The sequence below is a fragment of the Saccharibacillus deserti genome (genome assembly GCF_013618475.1).
In the GTDB taxonomy this organism is placed as follows: domain Bacteria; phylum Bacillota; class Bacilli; order Paenibacillales; family Paenibacillaceae; genus Saccharibacillus; species Saccharibacillus deserti.
In genome coordinates this window covers 974,861-992,511 of record NZ_JABJVN010000001.1, presented here as the reverse complement: position 1 = coordinate 992,511, position 17,651 = coordinate 974,861, and the positions used below count along the sequence as shown (strand labels likewise).

The window sequence follows — 17,651 nt, the reverse complement described above, 5'->3', positions numbered from 1 at the left end:
CGCCAAAAAGAAGCATGAAAAAAGCCGCACCTCAAGTGCGGCTTTTCGGGAAAACGATTATACGAGCACCGTAGCTCCCATAAGGAACTTGTCCACTTCGCGTGCCGCTTCCCGGCCTTCGTTGATCGCCCAAACGACCAGACTTTGTCCGCGGCGCATATCGCCGGCGGCAAATACTTTGTCGGCATTGGTCTTGTATTCGCCGTATTTGGCTTTGACGTTTGTCCAGCGGTCCGTTTGCAGTTCCAACTGCTGGGCCAGCGTCTGCTCCGGTCCGTCGAAACCGATCGCGATCAACGCCATCTGGGCCGGGAATACGCGCTCCGTCCCTTCGATCGGCGCGTAAATTTTACGTCCGGTCTCGTCGACGATCCGCTGGATCTGCACGGTATGCAGTTCTTTCAGGTTGCCTTCTTCGTCACCCACGAACTTGGTCGTCATGATGGAGAATTCGCGCGGATCGTCGCCGAACATCGCTTTGGCTTCTTCCTGTGCATAATCAAGCGTATAGACATTCGGGAACTGCGGCCAAGGATTGGCCAGCATATCGCGCTCCATCGGAGCTTTGGCATGCGTACCGAACTGAGTGACCGTACTGCAGCCGTGACGCAGTGAGGTCGCCACACAGTCCGATCCGGTATCGCCGCCGCCGATGACGATGACGTCTTTGCCGGCAGCCGAAATGTATTCGCCGTTTTCCAGATTGGAATCGAGATAACTTTTGATTGTACCGTTCAGGAAGTCCATTGCATACGTGACGCCTTTGAGATGGCTGCCTTCGATATTAAATTCACGCGGTTTCGTTGCACCGCCGCAAAGTACGACAGCGTCAAATTCGTCCGTCAGCTGCCGGGCCGGAATATCTTTGCCGATTTCCGTCGAAGTCACGAAAGTGATGCCTTCGGCGACCAGCAGATCCACGCGGCGCTGCACGATATCTTTTTCGAGTTTCATGGACGGGATACCGTAAGTCAGCAGGCCTCCTACCCGGTCCGACCGTTCGTAGACCGTCACGTAATGACCGGCTTTGTTCAGTTGGGCCGCACAAGCCAGGCCTGCAGGCCCGGAACCGACTACGGCCACTTTTTTGCCTGTACGGTTCTTGGGCGGTTCGGGCTGTACCCAGCCTTCGGCGAAGCCTTTTTCGATAATCGCTTCTTCGATGGTCTTGATCGTCACCGGCTGCCCGATCAAACCGACCGTACAGGAACCTTCGCATGGAGCCGGACAGATTCTGCCGGTAAATTCCGGGAAGTTATTCGTCTTGTGCAAACGTTCGAGCGCTTCTCTCCATTGTCCCCGGTATACCAGATTGTTCCACTCCGGAATCAGGTTGTGTACCGGGCAGCCGGAAGTGCCGCCTGTCATATTGACGCCCACATGGCAGTATGGCGTTCCGCAGTCCATGCATCTTGCTCCCTGCGTACGCAGTTCTTCTTCCGACATATGTTTATGGAATTCTTCCCAATCCTTGATCCGCTCAAGCGGGCTGCGGTCCGCCGGCAGCTGACGCTTATATTCCATAAATCCAGTAGGTGTAGACATCGAACGTTTCCCCCATCCGCATAAGTTCTCGATTTTTCTTCTCTATTTTAGCGCAAAACATATATTTCAACTATATTATCATTTTTCATTCGCTTTTTAAAATAGATTATACGGAAATTAATTTGCATTTTCTGCAGTACGTTCGTAAATCTCAAAAGCATGGCGGTACTTGTTCTTCTCGTCGACGATCCCTTCCCGGGAATCGGCCAGCGACCATACGCTCCAATCGACTTCCGGAAAGTGGGTATCCCCTTCAAACGCTTCATGCACCCGGGTCAGACGCAGACGGTCGGCCAAAGGCAGGAATAGCTCATAAATCTGCGAACCGCCGATCACCATGATCTCCGCTCCGACCGCAGCCCCAAGCGCTTCTTCGGGCGTATGCACGACCACGGCTCCTTGCGCTTCGTAAGAAGCCTCGCGGGTCAATACGATATTCATCCGGTCTTTGAGCGGCCTGGAACCGAACGACTCCCATGTCCTGCGTCCCATCACTACCGGCTTGCCCAGCGTCTCGCGCTTGAAATACGCCATATCGGCCGGAAGCCGCCAAGGCAAATCATTATCCCTGCCGATCAGTCCATTGAGGTCCTGCGCCCAAATCAGCGTAACCTGTGGCATAACGCTTCCCTCCTCTATACGGCAATCGGCGCTTTGATGCCCGGCTGCGGGTTGTAATTTTCGAATTCGAAATCTTCGTACCGGTAATCAAAGATCGAATCGGGCTTGCGCAGGATTCGCAACTGCGGAAGTTCGCCCGGCTCGCGTTCGAGCTGGGTACGGACCTGCTCGATATGATTGGAATAAATATGGACATCGCCGCCCGACCAGATGAATTCTCCCACTTCGAGTCCGCACTGCTGGGCGATCATATGGGTAAGCAGCGAATAGCTGGCAATATTAAAAGGCAGACCTAGGAACGTATCCACGGAACGCATCGTCAGCATACACGACAATTTGCCGTCCGCCACATAAAATTGGAACAGCAGATGGCAGGGAGGCAGCTTCATATTGTCGATCTCGGCTACGTTCCAGGCACTGACGATATGACGCCGGGAATCAGGGTTGTTCTTGATCGAATCGATCACCTGCGAAATCTGGTCGATCTTCCGGCCGTCCGGCGTTTCCCAGGCACGCCACTGCGATCCGTAGACCGGTCCCAGCTCCCCATTTTCGTCGGCCCATTCGTTCCAGATCCGCACGCCGTTTTCCTGTAGGTAGCCGACATTCGTCTCCCCTTTCAGGAACCACAGCAGTTCATGCACGATCGATTTCAAGTGGAGCTTTTTGGTGGTCAGGAGAGGAAATCCTTCCTGCAGATCAAACCGAAGCTGGCGGCCGAACACCGATACCGTACCTGTTCCGGTACGATCTCCTTTTTCCGTACCGTGATCCAAAATATCCTGCAGCAAATCCAAGTATTTACGCAAAAAATGTCACCTCTGTTCCAGGGTATGCACGTTGTAACCGCAGCGCCGCCCTTATTCGTTATTCTTATTTTGTAAAGCCGAAAGCAAATGCTCGTTCGTCTAGTTTATCATGTCCGCCGCAAAAAAGAATAGGCTTTACCCATCAGAAAAAAAGGAAATAGGCAGCAAAATTCACCGGGCCGCGTCCCAAACTTTTGGAGGCAGACATGAAAAAGCGGACGCCTGGAGGCGCCCGCTTCGTTAGGACAAAATTCGGTGAGTACGAATGAAAATGCGAAACCGAACTTTGAGTTTATTTTGTTGGAGCCGTGAATTAACGTTTCTTAGGAGCGATTGCATGGATCGGGTTGCCCAGAACCAGCTCGGCCGCTTCCATCACGATTTCGCCCAGTGTAGGGTGAGCGTGAATAGTCAGAGCCAGATCTTCCAGGGTAGCGCCCATTTCGACAGCAAGACCCATTTCGGCGATCATGTTCGTGGCTTCGAGACCGACGATTTGGCTGCCCAATACGACGCCGGTGCTTTCTTCCGCTACGATCTTGACGAAGCCTTCCGGATGGTTCAGCGATACCGCACGGCCGTTGCCGCCATAGCTGAACTTGCCCGCTACCACGTTAAAGCCTTTTTCTTTGGCTTCTTTTTCGGTAAGGCCTACGCTCGAGCATTCCGGATCCGTGAAGACCACGGCAGGCATGCACTTGTAATCGACAACGGATGAATGGCCGGCAATTGCTTCAGCCGCCACTTTGCCTTCGTACGAAGCTTTGTGCGCCAGCGCCAGACCCGGTACGATATCGCCGATTGCGAAGATGTGCGGGATATTCGTACGGCCCTGTTGGTCGACTTTGATCAGACCGCGCTCGTCGAGCTCGATTTCGATCATGTCCAGACCCAGTTCGCCGTCCGTGTTCGGACGGCGGCCTACCGTTACCAGCAGGTAGTCGGCCGTGATTTCTTTGCTTTCTCCGCCGACGGAGAATTTCACGGTAACGTCTGTGTCCGTTTGCGTTGCGCTCTCGGCTTTGGCATTCGCATGAATTTCAATGCCGTTTTTCTTCATGGTTTTCGACACGAGGTTGGTCATGTCTTTATCAAAACCAGGCAGAACCGTGTCCAGACCTTCGATGATCGTCACTTTCGTGCCGAACTTCGCATACATCTGACCCAGCTCGGCACCGATATAACCGCCGCCGATTACGACGAGGCTTTTCGGAATTTCAGGCAGGTTCAGTGCTTCGGTCGAAGAGAGGATGCGTCCGCCGAACGGGAAAGGTTTCAATTCGATCGGGCGGGAACCCGTCGCGATAATGCAGTTCTTGAAACGGTAGCGCGGCGATTCGTGATCGTTGAACACGCGTGCTTCGTTTTGGTTGATGAACATGCATTCGCCGTTGAAGACTTCAACGTTGTTGCCTTTCAGCAATCCGCTTACGCCGTTTGTCATTTTTTTGACAACGCTGTTCTTGAATTCCTGGGTTTTGGCAAAGTCGACCTTAACGTCGCTTGCCGTAATACCGAAAGCTTCGCCGTGCAGCGCGTTTTCGTAGCTGTGCGCAGCCGAGATCAAAGCTTTGGAAGGGATACAACCGCGGTTGAGGCAGACACCGCCGAGCTCGGCTTTGTCCACGATCAGAACCTTTTGTCCCAGTTGAGCGGCGCGGATGGCGGCTACATAGCCGCCGGGTCCCGCACCGATTACCAATGTATCAATATCCAGGGAAGCGTCTCCTACTACCATTGTTTATACCTCCATTACCATCAGCTCGGGATTAGCGAGCAGGGATTTAAGATAGTTCATGCAATTTTGTGCAGTAGCGCCGTCGATGAGACGGTGGTCGAAGCTCAGGGACAATGCCATCATTGGAGCAGCCACGATTTCGCCGTTTCTTACGATGGCTTTTTCGCTGATGCGGCCCGTTCCGAGGATTGCCACTTCCGGATAGTTAATGATCGGAGTGAAGAACATACCGCCTGCGGAACCGATATTCGTGATGGAGATCGTGCTGCCTCTCATCTCGTTCGGAGCAAGCTTGCCGTCGCGGCCGCGTTTGGCCAGATCGCTGATCGATTCCGCGATCTTGAATACGCTCTTGCGGTCGGCGTCTTTGACAACCGGTACGATCAGACCGTTTTCGGTGTCTGTCGCAATCCCGATGTCATAGTGTTTTTTGTAGACGATTTCGTTGGCCACTTCGTCGATCGAAGCGTTCAGAGCCGGGAATTCGCGTACTGCGGCAACCAGAGCCTTGACGATGAACGGCAGGTAAGTAACCTTGATGCCTTTCTTCTCGGCCAGCGGTTTCATGCGGGTGCGGAAAGCGACCAGTTCGGTTACGTCGACTTCGTCCATGATGGTAACGTGCGGAGCCGTGTAAGCCGATTTGACCATCGCGTTCGAGATGGCTTTACGGATCCCTTTGAACGGTACGCGTTCTTCGTCGGCAGCAGCTGCAGACGATGCGGCCGGAGCGGATGCAGCGGCTTTGGCAGGAGCTTCGGCTTTCGCGGCAGCCGGAGCTTCCGCAGTCGCAGCAGCGGCCGGAGCGGATGCAGCAGCTGGGGCTTGTCCGCCGTTTTTCTTGAAGTTCTCTACGTCTTCACGCGAGATTTTGCCGTTTTTGCCTGTGCCTTGAACTTGGCTCAGATCGACGCTTTCTTCACGGGCGAATTTGCGCACGCTTGGCGTTGCCAATACTTCACGGCCCGAAGCCGATGCAGGAGCGGCTGCCGGGGAAGTTGCGGTCGGAGCTTTCGCTTCGGCTGCCGGAGCGGATTCCTCAATCGTCTCCGAACCTTCAGGCAGTTCGCCTTCTACCGCAATGATCGCTACGATATCGCCGACATGGTGAACTTCGCCGTCGGCTACGCGGACTTCGAGCACTGTGCCGTTTACCGGACAAGGAACCTCGACGACCGCTTTATCGTTTTGTACTTCCATGATGATATCGTCGTCGGTGACTTTGTCTCCGGCTTTGATATGCATTTTGACGATTTCGCCTTCATGCAGGCCTTCGCCGAGTTCAGGGAACTTGTAAGCAAATTTGTTGCTTGCGGAACCCTGCGAAGAAGCACCCTGCGATTCCGAAGGATCCGCTGTTGCCGGCGACGACTTCGTGTCCACTCCGCCTACTGCCGCGTTCGCTTCCTGAGCCGCGTCCGCTTGAGGACCCGGTGCCGTTTCTTCCGAACCTTCAGGCAGCTCGCCTTCGGCTTCGATGATCGCGATGATGTCGCCCACATGGTGAACTTCGCCGTCTGCGGCGCGAACTTCCAGTACCGTGCCGTTTACCGGACAAGGAACTTCCACGACCGCCTTATCGTTTTGCACTTCCATGATGATATCATCGTCGGTGACTTTGTCCCCGGCTTTGATATGCATTTTGACGATTTCGCCTTCATGCAGGCCTTCGCCAAGTTCAGGGAATTTATATTCAAATTTTGCCACGTTGCACTACCTCCTTCTGGATATTACGAATTAGAATTCGAGAACTTTCTTCACGTTTGCGATAATGCGTTCCGGAGTCGGCAGCCATGCATCCTCGATTTGCGCAAATGCGTAAACCGTATCCGGAGGAGTCACGCGAAGGACTGGCGCTTCCAGGTGAAGAATAGCTTTTTCGTTGATTTGAGCAATGACTTCAGCGGCTACGCCGGCTGTTTTTTGGGCTTCCTGAACGACGATCGCACGGTTCGTTTTCTTGACCGAAGCCACGATCGTATCGATATCGAGCGGGTTGAGGGTACGAAGGTCGATAACTTCGGCCTTGATGCCTTCTTTTTCGAGCTGCTCGGCAGCTTTGACGGACGTGTGTACACACATGCCGTAAGTCAGGATCGTAACGTCCGAACCTTCGCGAACCACATTCGCTTTGCCCAATTCGACCGTGTATTCGCCTTCCGGCACTTCCGAGCGGAAAGCATGGTACAGGTTCAAGTGTTCCATGAAGAAGACCGGATCGTTATCGCGGATCGCGGAGATCAGCAGGCCTTTGGCATCGTAAGGGTTCGAAGGAACCACCACTTTGATACCCGGGCTTTGAACCAGCAGGCCTTCGAGTGCATCCGTGTGCAGCTCGGCCGCTTTTACGCCGCCGCCGAAAGGCGTGCGGAATACGATCGGCGAGTTGTAACGGCCGCCCGAACGGTAACGCATACGCGCCGCTTGAACGATCATTTGGTCGAGAGCTTCGAAGATGAAGCCGACGAACTGGATTTCGGCGATCGGGCGGAACCCTTGTACGCCCAGACCGACAGCCATACCGCCGATTGCGGATTCAGCCAGCGGCGTATCGAATACGCGTTCCTCGCCGAATTCTTTTTGCAGTCCTTCCGTTACCCGGAATACGCCGCCGACGTTACCCACGTCTTCGCCGAAGATGAGCACGTTCGGATCGCGTTTCAGTTCCACGCGCATTGCGTCGCGGATTGCTTCTTTCATATTCATTTGTGCCATTGCTACATTTCCTCCTTAACGTTACGTTCGATGGAATACCGCTCTATGTTCATGTGAATCTTGTATGCGCAGGTAAAAGGTTCGGTGGAGCGCCCTTGAAGACCGCTCCGCCGGAACCGATTCTTTTACTGGAAGTCCGCTTTTTGTTCTTCCAGATGTTTAGGTGTATGTTCGAACATGGAATCGATCAGACCGGAAACGGTCATTTTGTCCGTTTTCTCGGCCTTCTTGATTTGCTCGGCTACGGTTTCTTTGGCTTCCGCTCTTACGCGTTCCGTGTCTTCGGCTGTCCAAAGTCCTTTTTTCTCCAGGTATTTCGCAAGACGGGTAATCGGGTCCTTCTCGCTCCATTGTCCTTCTTCTTCTTTCGTCCGGTACTTCGAAGTATCATCGGAAAGGGAGTGCGGCTTGAAGCGGTAAGTGACGGCTTCGATCAGTGTTGCACCTTCGCCGCTGCGTCCGCGTTCTGCAGCGTCTTGAACCGATTTGATAACGGCCAGAACGTCCATGCCGTCGACTTTTACGCCTTTGATGCCTGCGGCAACCGCTTTGTGGGCGATCGACAGGGCAGCGGTTTGCTTCGCGAACGGAGTCGTGATCGCATAGCCGTTGTTTTGTACGAAGAAGATTACAGGCAGTTTGAATACGCCGGCGTAGTTCAGACCTTCGTAGAAATCGCCTTCCGACGAACCGCCGTCACCCGTATAGGTGATTGCGACTTGTTTTTGCTTTTTGAGCTTGAAGCCCATGGCGATCCCCATCGCGTGCAGGATCTGCGCGCCGATGATGATCTGAGGCATCAGAACGTTTACGCCTTCCGGAATCTGTCCGCCGTGCTGATGACCGCGGGAGTACAGGAATGCTTGATACAGCGGAAGTCCGTGCCATACGAGCTGCGGAATATCGCGGTAGCCCGGGCAAACGAAATCTTCTTTTTGCAGGGCGAATTCGCTGCCGACCATCGTCGCTTCTTGACCGGATACCGGTGCATAGAAACCAAGGCGTCCTTGACGGCCCAGGTTGATCGCTCTTTCATCCCAAGTCCGGGTAAATACCATCCGACGCATAACTTCTTTCAGTTGATCGTCAGTCAATTCTGGCATCAATGCTTCGTTAACAATTTCGCCATCCGGCGAAAGAACGGAAAGAGCCTCGACTTCTTCCGTATACACTTCATAAGGAACCTTGCTCATTGTTTTCACCTCAATAAAAAATTTGAATATCTTGGCCCTCTGTTATATCATTATTATACACCTGTTCTATACGCGAGTCAAAGAAATTAAGCATAATTGTTCGGCGATTTCTTCAAGTGTATATGCAACAGGACATTAATATTCATATAACAAGAAAGACTAATTCGAACATTTTACGGTTTTTCATCCGCACAGACCCAATCTTACCGCATTCGCGGCCGCCGTGTAAAGCGCATGCAAAACGGACGGCAATACGCATAAAAGGAGACAGTTCCCATGACCGATTCCCGCTATCTTAAACGTACTATTGTGAAAGAAGTCATTGCCAGCACCTTTTTAAATGAAGATAGAACCCTGCGCATCTATCTGCCCCCGGGTTACAACGAAGTGCTCAGCTATCCGGTCGTATACTGCCAGGACGGCGAGGAGTTTTTTAATTTCGGACGAATCGCCACTTACGCCAATCAGCTGATTCTTGACGAAGGAGCGGAACCTTTCATTATAGTGGGCATCGAAGTGGATGTGAAAAAGCGGACTGCCGAATACGCACCGTTCGGAAATCTGCACGAAGCTTATACCCGGTGCGTGGCGGAAGAAATCATTCCTTTCGTCGAGCAGAAGTATCGGGCCCGGAGCGACGAACGCATTCTGGCCGGAGATTCGCTGGGCGGATCCCTGTCTTTGCATCTGTCCCTGCTCTATCCCGGCGAATTCCCGCGCATTATCAGCTTATCCGGCGCTTTTTACGAAGAATCTCAAGCGATTCTGGCCCGCACGGCCGATCTGGTTTGGCTGAACGTATACATGATCGTAGGGCTGCAGGAAAATGAATACGAGACGGATCACGGCATTTTCGACTTCGTCGACCTTAACCGCCGCACGCGCGATCTGCTGCTGGAACGCGGAGCGACAGTCCGTTATTCGGAGAAGGAAGGCAAGCATTTGTGGGGATTTTGGCAAAAAGAACTTCCGGACGCACTTATGTATTTTTTAACCGTTTAAGCGCTCTCTTACGCGTGTTTTTTTGTCAATCCCGCAAACTTGTTTGGCGCAAACCGGGAATGCCGCCGCAAAAAAGCTTCAAAGAATCTATTCGCGCCTTCTGCCGGGCATTACCGAGAACGGCAGACGCGCGAAATTCATTGTAAGCCCTGCCCTGCGTCCGCTATACTGATACCCGTAGGACGGCGGTGTAAGCGTCAGCCTATTCCCAAATCGAGAAAGGAGGCGGAACCTTCCCATGAACGACAAACGTGTCGTCATTGTCTCGGGAGGCGCATGGACAGACGACTATCTCAATCATATACGCCCCGGCGATCTGCTGATCGGCGCCGACCGCGGAGCGCTTCTCCTGATTGAACGCGGCCTTCGTCCCGATATCGCGGTAGGCGATTTCGATTCGGTCTCGGGCGAAGACGTGAAGCGAATCCGGGCTTCGAGCGGCCGTATCGACTCCTGCGATCCTGTCGACAAGAATTATACTGATACGGAGCTTGCCTTCGAGCTGGCGTTGGACGAACGCCCTTCGGAAATCGTCATGCTCGGCGTTACCGGCGGACGGATGGATCATACGCTCGCCAATGTACAGCTGCTGATCCGCGCGCTTCGCCATCAAGTCGTCTGCACCATTCGCGACCGCAACAACTATATTCGGCTGACCGGCAGCCATCTGGTCGTGGAAGAGCGTGGATTTACATACGTTTCCCTGATTCCGGCTACCATGGAGGTCAGCGGAGTCACGCTGGAAGGGTTCGAATACCCGCTGCAGAATGCAACTCTTCGTCAAGGGCAATCGCTGTCCGTTAGCAACAAACTTGCGGGTCCGACCGGAACCGTCACGATCGAAAGCGGCCTGCTGCTCGTGATCCAAAGCCGGGATTGAACCTGCGCGGACTCGGCCGCACCCGTCTCTTCTTGTGCAGGCCGTACGCCCTCCCTTGTTCCGCAGCAAAAACAAACGCGCAGCCCTCTACCGCAATGCGGCACAGGGCTGCGCGTTTTGCACGTTTTATTTTCCCAAGCGCAGCCCAAAAAGATTCCGTAGACCGTCGGCTCCGATTCGGTATATATTCTTACTTGAGGGCTGAGTTCGGAACTTATCAAGATCTGCCCTGTTTCCACCATTTATTTATCTTTTCTCAGAGAAAGGCGGATCTTATGGATATCGGAAGCAAACTGCGCTATCTGCGCAAAGCTCGTCACCTCTCCTCGGTTGAATTGGCGCATCGCGCCAATGTCTCCCAATCCTCGATCAGCGATATCGAATGCAATCGGCGCTCCCCCAGGCTCAACACCCTGAGCAGCCTCAGCCGTGCACTGGGCATTCCGCTGTCCGAACTGCTTCCGATCGACGACCTGCTTGAACATCCGTTAAAAGAAAACGAACGTGCGGTACTCGAACTGTTCAACCGCTTGACCGAACCCCAACAGCATCATCTGCTTGAACTGCTGCGCAGTTTTGAAAGCGGACGCAGCAAGTGAATCCCTGCCGGGCTTTCCCTGAATTCCGATCCTATTTTGCTCTTTACCCTTGTCTGTTTACCGCCGCCTGTCTATCGTCGGCCTTGCGCCGCCGCAGGTTCTCTCCGTTCAAGGACGATCGCTTCGGACAGGGAAATAACCCGAACGCGCAGCCTCTTTCTCGCTTTCAAAACGTTCTTCGATCTTGGCAGGCAGCTCGGCCGGATTCCGCGAGTAGTATTTGATTCCCGTCTTCGGATCCGCGGACGCATAGACCATTTTCTTTTTCGTAAGACGCCCTCCCGCAAACGAGTAATTGTTATACTGCTGATCGCCGACCGGTATTCCCTGCAGAAAAGCCGCAAAACCGATATCGTCAATTCCGTTGTCCCACTCCTCCCCGGAAATTTGCGGCAGCGTGAATACGTAATCGATCCCGTAGCGGGCCGCGTAACGGTTGTGCCGGTTGATCGTGTAAGCGAGGTCGCTTTGTATCCCGTTAATAATCGTCTGCCGGCGGACGCTTTCGAACAATTCCGCATCGCGCAGCAGAGGGATCTGTAAGGTATCGGCCAGTTCGCTTCGAGGTCCCTGCACCCAACGGCCGGAAACGCGATCGAAGCACTTTACAAATCCGTCCAAAGAAAACTGCACCGTGTTGTTTTGGGCATCCGAGTAGGTGTAAGGCTTTTTCGGAGACCATACCTCTCCCATCTGCGCTTGTCCGTCGGCATCAACAAAAGATTCCGTAGCATAAATGGAGTATCCGTCATAATCGATTACGGCGATTGCCGGAACATATCCGGCAAGTGCGCCAAGAGCCACCGAATCCCCGTCGATATTAAAATTCAGCGCAAGCGTCCGGTAGAACGTCTCGACTGCACGTTCTTTATTGGCGCGAAAAAACTTCCTCGATCCGTACCCGGGCTCAAAATCCTGGTCCACCGTCTCGTTCAATACATAAGCCGCATCCTGAATAGCCGTCTTCATCATCATATTGTACCGGTCTGTAAGACGTTGGGCCCGATCCTGGTCCTCCAGATGCATGAAAGCGATCTGGAACAGCGGATAAAAAATAAGAACGAACACAATCGCAAAGCTAGTAATCTTCATTGAGAACCATTCCTTCGTAGTTCATCAAGACCGATGCCGCATCTTCCGTGTTGTCATGGACAAGAAAATCCCATAGCTGCACCGCCGCGGTTCGATTGACGTTTTTTAACCGGATCCCAATATAATCGCCTACCTGCATCTTGTAAACACGGGAAGCGTCTTCGGGCGGTGTACCGTTATCCGGAAACAGGATTGGAAGAATCTGTTCGTTATAGAACCCGTCATAAAATATCGTAAAACTGTTTTGGAACGTATCGGCGCGCGCGGGATCGCTGTAATCGGGATTGTACTTTTTGTGCAAATGTTCCAGTTCCACTTCATATTGATTGCCGGTCGCAGCCAGCTGCGCATTAAACTCTTCGTACATCTGCGGAGTCAGCATCCCTTTGGTGCGTGCGCTGTCGACAAGACGAGCGGCGGCCCCCTGGACGATACTGCCGGCGATTTTGTCCTGGCTTCTCGCCTGTTCGTACATCGGATACATAAACAGCAGCAGAACGGCCAGCAGGGCGGCGAATATGCCGGTTACATATTTCATCTTTCAGCCCCTAAATACGATTTTGATCAAATACCCGGAAATATCCCGCATATAGACCGCACGATAGATTTTGCTTGAATCGACTAGAGCCGGATTCAGGCCTTCATAGTCCATGCTGCGCGAATAAAGAAGGCCGTCGACCTCAATGTCGGCGTCGAGTTCTTCGATATTCCGGATCATGCAGACAATCTGCGCCGCGCTGTACGCTTCGCTTCCCGCAGCATCCAGCTTGGCTTTTATTTTGCTGTCGTTATTTTCGTTCACGCGATAAAGCAGGCGGGTTCCTCCGTCGATCGCATGCACGATTTCCGCCGCATAGGTACAAGCACCGATGAACAAAAAGAACACTGCCGCCAGCATCATGAAACTTTTTGCGTTTCCCATGTCTTCCCCCGTAAGCGTTGGTTCCCGGCATTACCGGAGAACCAACGCTTCTGCTCGGATTTTTATTTGGCTTGGGTAAAAATGATTCCGCGTACCATGTTGTTGGCATCGCGTACAATGGACGATTTGAATTTCCCCGAAGGATTGATAAAGTTGTTGTCCGCTTCGTTCAGAGCCGGGCTCAGGTTCGTGTTCTTGTCTTCCCCCGCGATCACGCCGGTCGTTTGGTTGAACTGGCTGCCGTAATAAGTCGCGCCGCCTTTGCCGGTCAATACGTAAACGCCAAACTGCGCATCATTGTTGTATTGGCGAACGGCGTTCATGACCTGACTGCCGGACAACGTCGTATTTTCGTAAATATTGAAGCGTGTCTGCGAAAGCTGCGTCTGAATCGTCGAAAACTGCGTCTGCCCTTCCTTGGCCGCATCCTGCGAAGAAATAAAGATGACGACCACCGTCGTAATCAGGGCGAGCGTAAGAAAAATACCGGCAGCCAATTTCAATCCCGAAGTTGCATTGCTTCCCATAATAAGTAATCCCCTTTTAAGTGAAGTTGGATAAATCTAAATTCGGCTCAGTTGAGCGATAAGGTCTTTCATCTGCATAAACGAAACGTACAGGAACGGCACAATAATATAGGCCCCGAGCATAAAAAGAATCGGAGCGAATCCGATATCGCGGCCCCAACTCGCTTTGTTTTCGATCAGACGGTCCATCGTTTCTTTTTTCTGCTCCCGGTAATATTCCTGTTCCATCTCCAGATCGTCGAACGCTTCCAGAACCGAAATACGCTCCAGCGCATTCTCGAGCCGTTCGATCAACCGGACAAACGACGGGAACGGTGCTTCGTTCTTAAGTTCGGCCAGCGCCGTAGAAGCGCCGGCATCGAAATCGAGCAGACAGCGTTGAAGAGCCGGCTTGAAAATGATCGCGAAACGTTCCAGCCATTCCAGAATAATATCCACACTGATCCGGTCGAACTGACTCAGAATCGAGAGCAGCATTCGGAACTGGTCGACTTCGCTTTGCATCTCCATCCCCCGAACCCGCCGCTGAAAATGCATGATACCCAGCGGCACGAAATAGGCGGCCGCCCCTATTCCCGCAGCAATCAGCACCTCCCACCATTTCAGGTATTCGTTATCCGCCTCGTCCAATTTTTGAATAATCCGGACAGCCGCTTCATTCTGTTGAATTTCGCTCAGCAGCTCTCCCGAATTTTGGCGGATACGCTGCCGAACCGTTTCTTCCCACGACGCTCCGCGGGTTTCGATTCCGTTCATGATTTCCCGGTCGAATTCGGTACGGCGCTCGGCTTCCGTGCGTTCTTCGTCGTTCACGCGCCCGATCATCAGACCGCCTTTCAAATAAGTCGGAGCTTCACGGATCCTCTCCGCTTGATGCCCGTGTACGGAAAGGAACATACCAAGCGTAAATACAGCCGCCAGCAGTCCGAGCAGCAGACGTCTGACCGTCAGCCATTCGAGCATGAGAGGCGAATTCGATTCTTTGATCAGCCTGGACAGGTGAAGATGAGCTTTTGTGTGCGGCGGAGGTACGAACCGATCGACCACATAACGAATCCAGCGGTAGGCGTACAGCTTTTTCTCCCAGCGTATACCTCCGGATTTGGGCGTATACCGCGATTCTTCCGTTTCCGCCAATTTACGGATCAATACATAAGCGGTAACGGACACCGCATACAGCAGCAGTTTGGACGCCGTCCCGATTCGGCCTTCATAAAATTCACCCATTACGGGGAAATAGTTCTCGGCCCAGCGCTGCAGCGGAAAAGACAGCAGAATCGGAGCCAGAGCAATTACGGTCAGGCTGTTCAGCTGATAACTCAGCCGGTTTCTGCGCAGCAGATCGAAGTTGATGTCCTGCACAAATTTGCTGATGGCGTTCAGGTACAGCGAACCTTTGGATGTAGCCTTGTCTCCATATTCCATAATCATGTAGGCAATTCCGGTAAATCCTTTCAGATAACGGTTGGGCGCCACCTCGTAGTAAGAAGTCAGGCTGCGGGCCGGATCTTTGGCTGTCAGTACGCCGTGGATCCGCTCGCCGTGCAGCTTCATATCGTGTCCGGACAGCTGGGCCGCTTCGTAAATGGCTTCATCCACCATTCGGGTCGCCTGGAATTGGTGCCGGTGATCTTCGAGAAAGTCCCGGAAATCTTTTAACAAACGGTTTTCCACGCGATGAACGAACAGATCGATCAGCATGCCGTTCAGAGCCAGACAGCCGATCAACCCCAACACCATCACGGAATAATTCCGGCCAAACAGGGCCAGTGCCAGAACGAGACTGAGCACGATCAACAGCACGGCGTACGTAATTCTCATCGTTTCTTTGCGCAGGGTCATCTCGTCGTACGGACTGACTACCATAAGACGCTGACGGATCCGCTTGACTTGTCCGCGAAAAATCGGAATCTTCGAGAAACGGACGTAGGAACGCTGGTACAAGCGCGTAAGTGCGGGATTGTCTTTCTTCAGACCCGGCTGCCGATTCATCCAGCTGGTCAGCGATTCTTCTTCGCTGCTGCCGGATGTTCTGCGGCGTTTCAGCACAAACCAGAGTACGGCGGGAACCAGGTACAGAACCAGCGCAAGCAGGATCGGCAGTTTCATATTCATGCGGATTCGCTCCCCCAGTACCGTTCCAGAAAAGCACGGAAAGACGCTGCGTCCGCCTTTGACATATTACTCGCCATCTGTTCGACTTTTCTCGCCGTAGGCCGGTGAAGCGCAACATAGACCCCATCGCGGAATTCGATAATGTTGCGGGCTTCGAAGGTTCGCCCCGTCATCCGGCGGTAATAATTCAGATTCGCCTGCGCCAGGACGTTCAGTGCCGCGGCCTCGTCTGCGCCGTTCGCAAGTCTGCGTCCAAGCTCCGCAAACCCTTCTTCGTCCGGGTCGAGCACCAGGCATTCGGTTACCCGCTCGATATACCGGGTACCCTCTCGTTCTTTTTCCAAATGCACATCGAAGGCAATCACACTCGCCACCTGTTCTTCGGCGATACGCTCATTTTGGAAAGTTCCCGTCTTAAGCAGCGAATTGCGCAGCGACCAGATCAAGTCTTTCGTTGTTTTGGCATGGTGGCTGAACACCGTGAATTTGCTTGCGACCTGGGACATCTGGACCGCCCACGCCGCTACCGGATCCGTGGCTACCTCACCTAGGATATTGACCGTACCGTCTGTTTTTTTCTGAAGATCCAGTCCTTCCTGACCGCTGATCTTATCCGTTTCGCGAAAAGCCAGCGTGTTGCGTTCGGGATATAATCGGCGCAGGTGCAGCTCGAACGCCAGCTCTTGAACCCGCAGGTTGAAGGTACCGTAGATGCTTTTGACCATAGCCATCAACAGCGTTGTTTTTCCCGACCCCTGTTCTCCCGTCACGGCGGTTACCTGGGCACCTTTCATCAGGTAATCCAGCATCCGGATCGGCAGCTCGGCTCCGCTTACGCGTTCCGAAGCAAGCAAACGGTCCAGACTCAAATTGGGCAGATCGAACTTGCGGACGAAAAACGCCCAACTTTCGGAAAAAGGAGGCCGCACAACCACTACCCGGGATCCGTCCTGCATTTCGTTGACCATGTACGCTTTGGCTTCGGACAGCTGCCCGGGACTTCCGAACTTGTAAATGTTCTGGCAGACCCGCTTGAGTTCCAAGTCGCTGCCAAAGCCGAGAAAAGCCAAACGGATCGATTTCCCCCGATAGAAGATCCAGACGCTGTCGCAGCCTCTGGGCCCTTTTTCTCGCATGGACTGCATCAGCTCTACCTCATCCTCGATTTCCCGCATTTGCGAAGGCAGACCGGAGACTCCGCCCGATACGCCGTCGATCGTCTGATCGCGCAGCTCGTCGATCGGCCCGAACCCTTTGTACTGCTGATAGATGCGCTGGACTACGATCTGCAGTTTGTCGTCAAACGACAAGGACGGAGATTCCCGGGCGTACAGATCCCGAATCTCTTCGGCAGTGATGATATGCGACTCGGTTTCTCCGTTTTCGATCACGGATTTCAATTCCGCCAACCCGTACTTTTCGAACAGCACGCTTAAAGCCTGCATCCCGTGCTCCCGCTTGTAGACATGCAGCAGAATATCGAACTTATCCGGATCGCTGAGCCGCCGCTCGTCTCCGAAAGGCAGTACCTGATCGATGGTCGTTTCGTTGACAGCGCCGCCCCGAAGCAGCAGATCGGCAATAAACGACTTCACGTAGGTTTTGTCCGCCAGGCTGCCGGAACTGCAAGCCTTGAGCGAGTTTTTGAGTTCGGCTACCACATTTCTTCTGCGTTCGAACTCTTCCGGAGACAGACCGAGATCAAGCAGGTTGGCATTGACGAACGCATTGACAGCCGTTGTAACGTAAGCCTGAAGTCCTTCGACGGTGAACGGCTCTGCATTTTGCCCGTACCGGTCTTCGTTCGAAGGACTTTGGCGAAGGATCAGAAACAGCCCTAACAAGACTCCGATCAGAATCCCGGCAATCAGGAGCAGATTTATCCAATCCATG

16 protein-coding genes are annotated in these 17,651 nt (G+C 53.2%); 3 read left to right on the top strand and 13 right to left on the bottom strand.

The features are described 5' to 3' along the window. Positions 1–57 precede the first annotated feature (57 nt). From HOP44_RS04405 to pdhA, 7 genes are all read right to left on the bottom strand, one after another. Positions 58–1,545 carry a glutamate synthase subunit beta gene (locus tag HOP44_RS04405; protein ID WP_172250894.1) on the bottom strand — a complete coding sequence of 496 codons (1,488 nt, stop codon included), beginning with the start codon at positions 1,543–1,545 and terminating at the stop codon, positions 58–60. A 117-nt stretch (positions 1,546–1,662) separates the two neighbouring features. Then, on the bottom strand, positions 1,663–2,166 hold the full coding sequence (locus HOP44_RS04400) for a dihydrofolate reductase (protein ID WP_172250892.1): 504 nt from the start codon (positions 2,164–2,166) through the stop codon (positions 1,663–1,665). A 14-nt stretch (positions 2,167–2,180) separates the two neighbouring features. Then, positions 2,181–2,975, bottom strand: coding sequence for a thymidylate synthase (locus HOP44_RS04395; protein ID WP_172250890.1), 795 nt, complete (start codon positions 2,973–2,975; stop codon positions 2,181–2,183). A 313-nt stretch (positions 2,976–3,288) separates the two neighbouring features. Then, entirely contained in the window at positions 3,289–4,713 is a 1,425-nt protein-coding gene (gene lpdA / locus HOP44_RS04390; RefSeq protein ID WP_172250888.1) for a dihydrolipoyl dehydrogenase, read from the bottom strand. A 3-nt stretch (positions 4,714–4,716) separates the two neighbouring features. After that, positions 4,717–6,420 carry a 2-oxo acid dehydrogenase subunit E2 gene (locus tag HOP44_RS04385; protein WP_172250886.1) on the bottom strand — a complete coding sequence of 568 codons (1,704 nt, stop codon included), beginning with the start codon at positions 6,418–6,420 and terminating at the stop codon, positions 4,717–4,719. A gap of 30 nt (positions 6,421–6,450) precedes the next feature. Then, positions 6,451–7,428 carry an alpha-ketoacid dehydrogenase subunit beta gene (locus tag HOP44_RS04380; RefSeq protein ID WP_172250884.1) on the bottom strand — a complete coding sequence of 326 codons (978 nt, stop codon included), beginning with the start codon at positions 7,426–7,428 and terminating at the stop codon, positions 6,451–6,453. Between the two features lie 125 nt (positions 7,429–7,553). Continuing rightward, positions 7,554–8,621, bottom strand: coding sequence for a pyruvate dehydrogenase (acetyl-transferring) E1 component subunit alpha (gene pdhA, locus HOP44_RS04375; protein ID WP_172250882.1), 1,068 nt, complete (start codon positions 8,619–8,621; stop codon positions 7,554–7,556). A gap of 276 nt (positions 8,622–8,897) precedes the next feature. On the opposite strand from pdhA, the gene HOP44_RS04370 reads away from it, so the two are divergent. The 3 genes from HOP44_RS04370 (at position 8,898) to HOP44_RS04360 (ending at position 11,102) form a co-directional block, all read left to right on the top strand. Further along, complete coding sequence (locus tag HOP44_RS04370; RefSeq protein ID WP_172250880.1) at positions 8,898–9,623, top strand: alpha/beta hydrolase; 726 nt, start codon at positions 8,898–8,900, stop codon at positions 9,621–9,623. A 238-nt stretch (positions 9,624–9,861) separates the two neighbouring features. Next, positions 9,862–10,503, top strand: coding sequence for a thiamine diphosphokinase (locus HOP44_RS04365; RefSeq protein WP_172250878.1), 642 nt, complete (start codon positions 9,862–9,864; stop codon positions 10,501–10,503). Between the two features lie 275 nt (positions 10,504–10,778). After that, positions 10,779–11,102 (top strand): helix-turn-helix domain-containing protein, encoded by a 324-nt coding sequence (locus tag HOP44_RS04360; RefSeq protein WP_172250876.1) that lies wholly within the window; start codon positions 10,779–10,781, stop codon positions 11,100–11,102. A gap of 108 nt (positions 11,103–11,210) precedes the next feature. Here the strand turns inward: HOP44_RS04360 and HOP44_RS04355 are convergent, their stop codons facing one another. The 6 genes from HOP44_RS04355 to HOP44_RS04330 all read right to left on the bottom strand — a co-directional run bounded on the left by HOP44_RS04355 (position 11,211) and on the right by HOP44_RS04330 (position 17,650). Further along, positions 11,211–12,194 (bottom strand): hypothetical protein, encoded by a 984-nt coding sequence (locus HOP44_RS04355; protein WP_172250874.1) that lies wholly within the window; start codon positions 12,192–12,194, stop codon positions 11,211–11,213. Further along, positions 12,181–12,732 (bottom strand): hypothetical protein, encoded by a 552-nt coding sequence (locus HOP44_RS04350; RefSeq protein WP_172250872.1) that lies wholly within the window; start codon positions 12,730–12,732, stop codon positions 12,181–12,183. Before HOP44_RS04350 ends, HOP44_RS04355 begins: the two co-directional genes overlap by 14 nt. A gap of 3 nt (positions 12,733–12,735) precedes the next feature. Beyond that, entirely contained in the window at positions 12,736–13,116 is a 381-nt protein-coding gene (locus tag HOP44_RS04345) for a hypothetical protein (RefSeq protein WP_172250870.1), read from the bottom strand. A 62-nt stretch (positions 13,117–13,178) separates the two neighbouring features. Further along, positions 13,179–13,643 carry an ABC transporter permease gene (locus tag HOP44_RS04340; protein ID WP_172250868.1) on the bottom strand — a complete coding sequence of 155 codons (465 nt, stop codon included), beginning with the start codon at positions 13,641–13,643 and terminating at the stop codon, positions 13,179–13,181. A gap of 36 nt (positions 13,644–13,679) precedes the next feature. After that, positions 13,680–15,758, bottom strand: a complete 2,079-nt coding sequence (locus HOP44_RS04335) for a hypothetical protein (RefSeq protein WP_172250866.1) — start codon at positions 15,756–15,758, stop codon at positions 13,680–13,682. After that, on the bottom strand, positions 15,755–17,650 hold the full coding sequence (locus HOP44_RS04330) for an ATPase, T2SS/T4P/T4SS family (RefSeq protein ID WP_172250864.1): 1,896 nt from the start codon (positions 17,648–17,650) through the stop codon (positions 15,755–15,757). The genes HOP44_RS04335 and HOP44_RS04330 overlap by 4 nt, the downstream gene beginning before the upstream one ends. Position 17,651: the final 1 nt, after the last annotated feature.

Bases quoted from the DNA above. Each gene is read 5' to 3' on its own strand.
- HOP44_RS04405 (WP_172250894.1), bottom strand. From the start codon at position 1,545: ATGTCTACACCTACTGGATTTATGGAATATAAGCGTCAGCTGCCGGCG.
- pdhA (WP_172250882.1), bottom strand. From the start codon at position 8,621: ATGAGCAAGGTTCCTTATGAAGTGTATACGGAAGAAGTCGAGGCTCTT.
- HOP44_RS04345 (WP_172250870.1), bottom strand. From the start codon at position 13,116: ATGGGAAACGCAAAAAGTTTCATGATGCTGGCGGCAGTGTTCTTTTTG.
- HOP44_RS04365 (WP_172250878.1), top strand. From the start codon at position 9,862: ATGAACGACAAACGTGTCGTCATTGTCTCGGGAGGCGCATGGACAGAC.
- HOP44_RS04340 (WP_172250868.1), bottom strand. From the start codon at position 13,643: ATGGGAAGCAATGCAACTTCGGGATTGAAATTGGCTGCCGGTATTTTT.
- lpdA (WP_172250888.1), bottom strand. From the start codon at position 4,713: ATGGTAGTAGGAGACGCTTCCCTGGATATTGATACATTGGTAATCGGT.
- HOP44_RS04350 (WP_172250872.1), bottom strand. From the start codon at position 12,732: ATGAAATATGTAACCGGCATATTCGCCGCCCTGCTGGCCGTTCTGCTG.
- HOP44_RS04400 (WP_172250892.1), bottom strand. From the start codon at position 2,166: ATGCCACAGGTTACGCTGATTTGGGCGCAGGACCTCAATGGACTGATC.
- HOP44_RS04370 (WP_172250880.1), top strand. From the start codon at position 8,898: ATGACCGATTCCCGCTATCTTAAACGTACTATTGTGAAAGAAGTCATT.
- HOP44_RS04360 (WP_172250876.1), top strand. From the start codon at position 10,779: ATGGATATCGGAAGCAAACTGCGCTATCTGCGCAAAGCTCGTCACCTC.
- HOP44_RS04330 (WP_172250864.1), bottom strand. From the start codon at position 17,650: ATGGATTGGATAAATCTGCTCCTGATTGCCGGGATTCTGATCGGAGTC.
- HOP44_RS04355 (WP_172250874.1), bottom strand. From the start codon at position 12,194: ATGAAGATTACTAGCTTTGCGATTGTGTTCGTTCTTATTTTTTATCCG.
- HOP44_RS04335 (WP_172250866.1), bottom strand. From the start codon at position 15,758: ATGAATATGAAACTGCCGATCCTGCTTGCGCTGGTTCTGTACCTGGTT.
- HOP44_RS04380 (WP_172250884.1), bottom strand. From the start codon at position 7,428: ATGGCACAAATGAATATGAAAGAAGCAATCCGCGACGCAATGCGCGTG.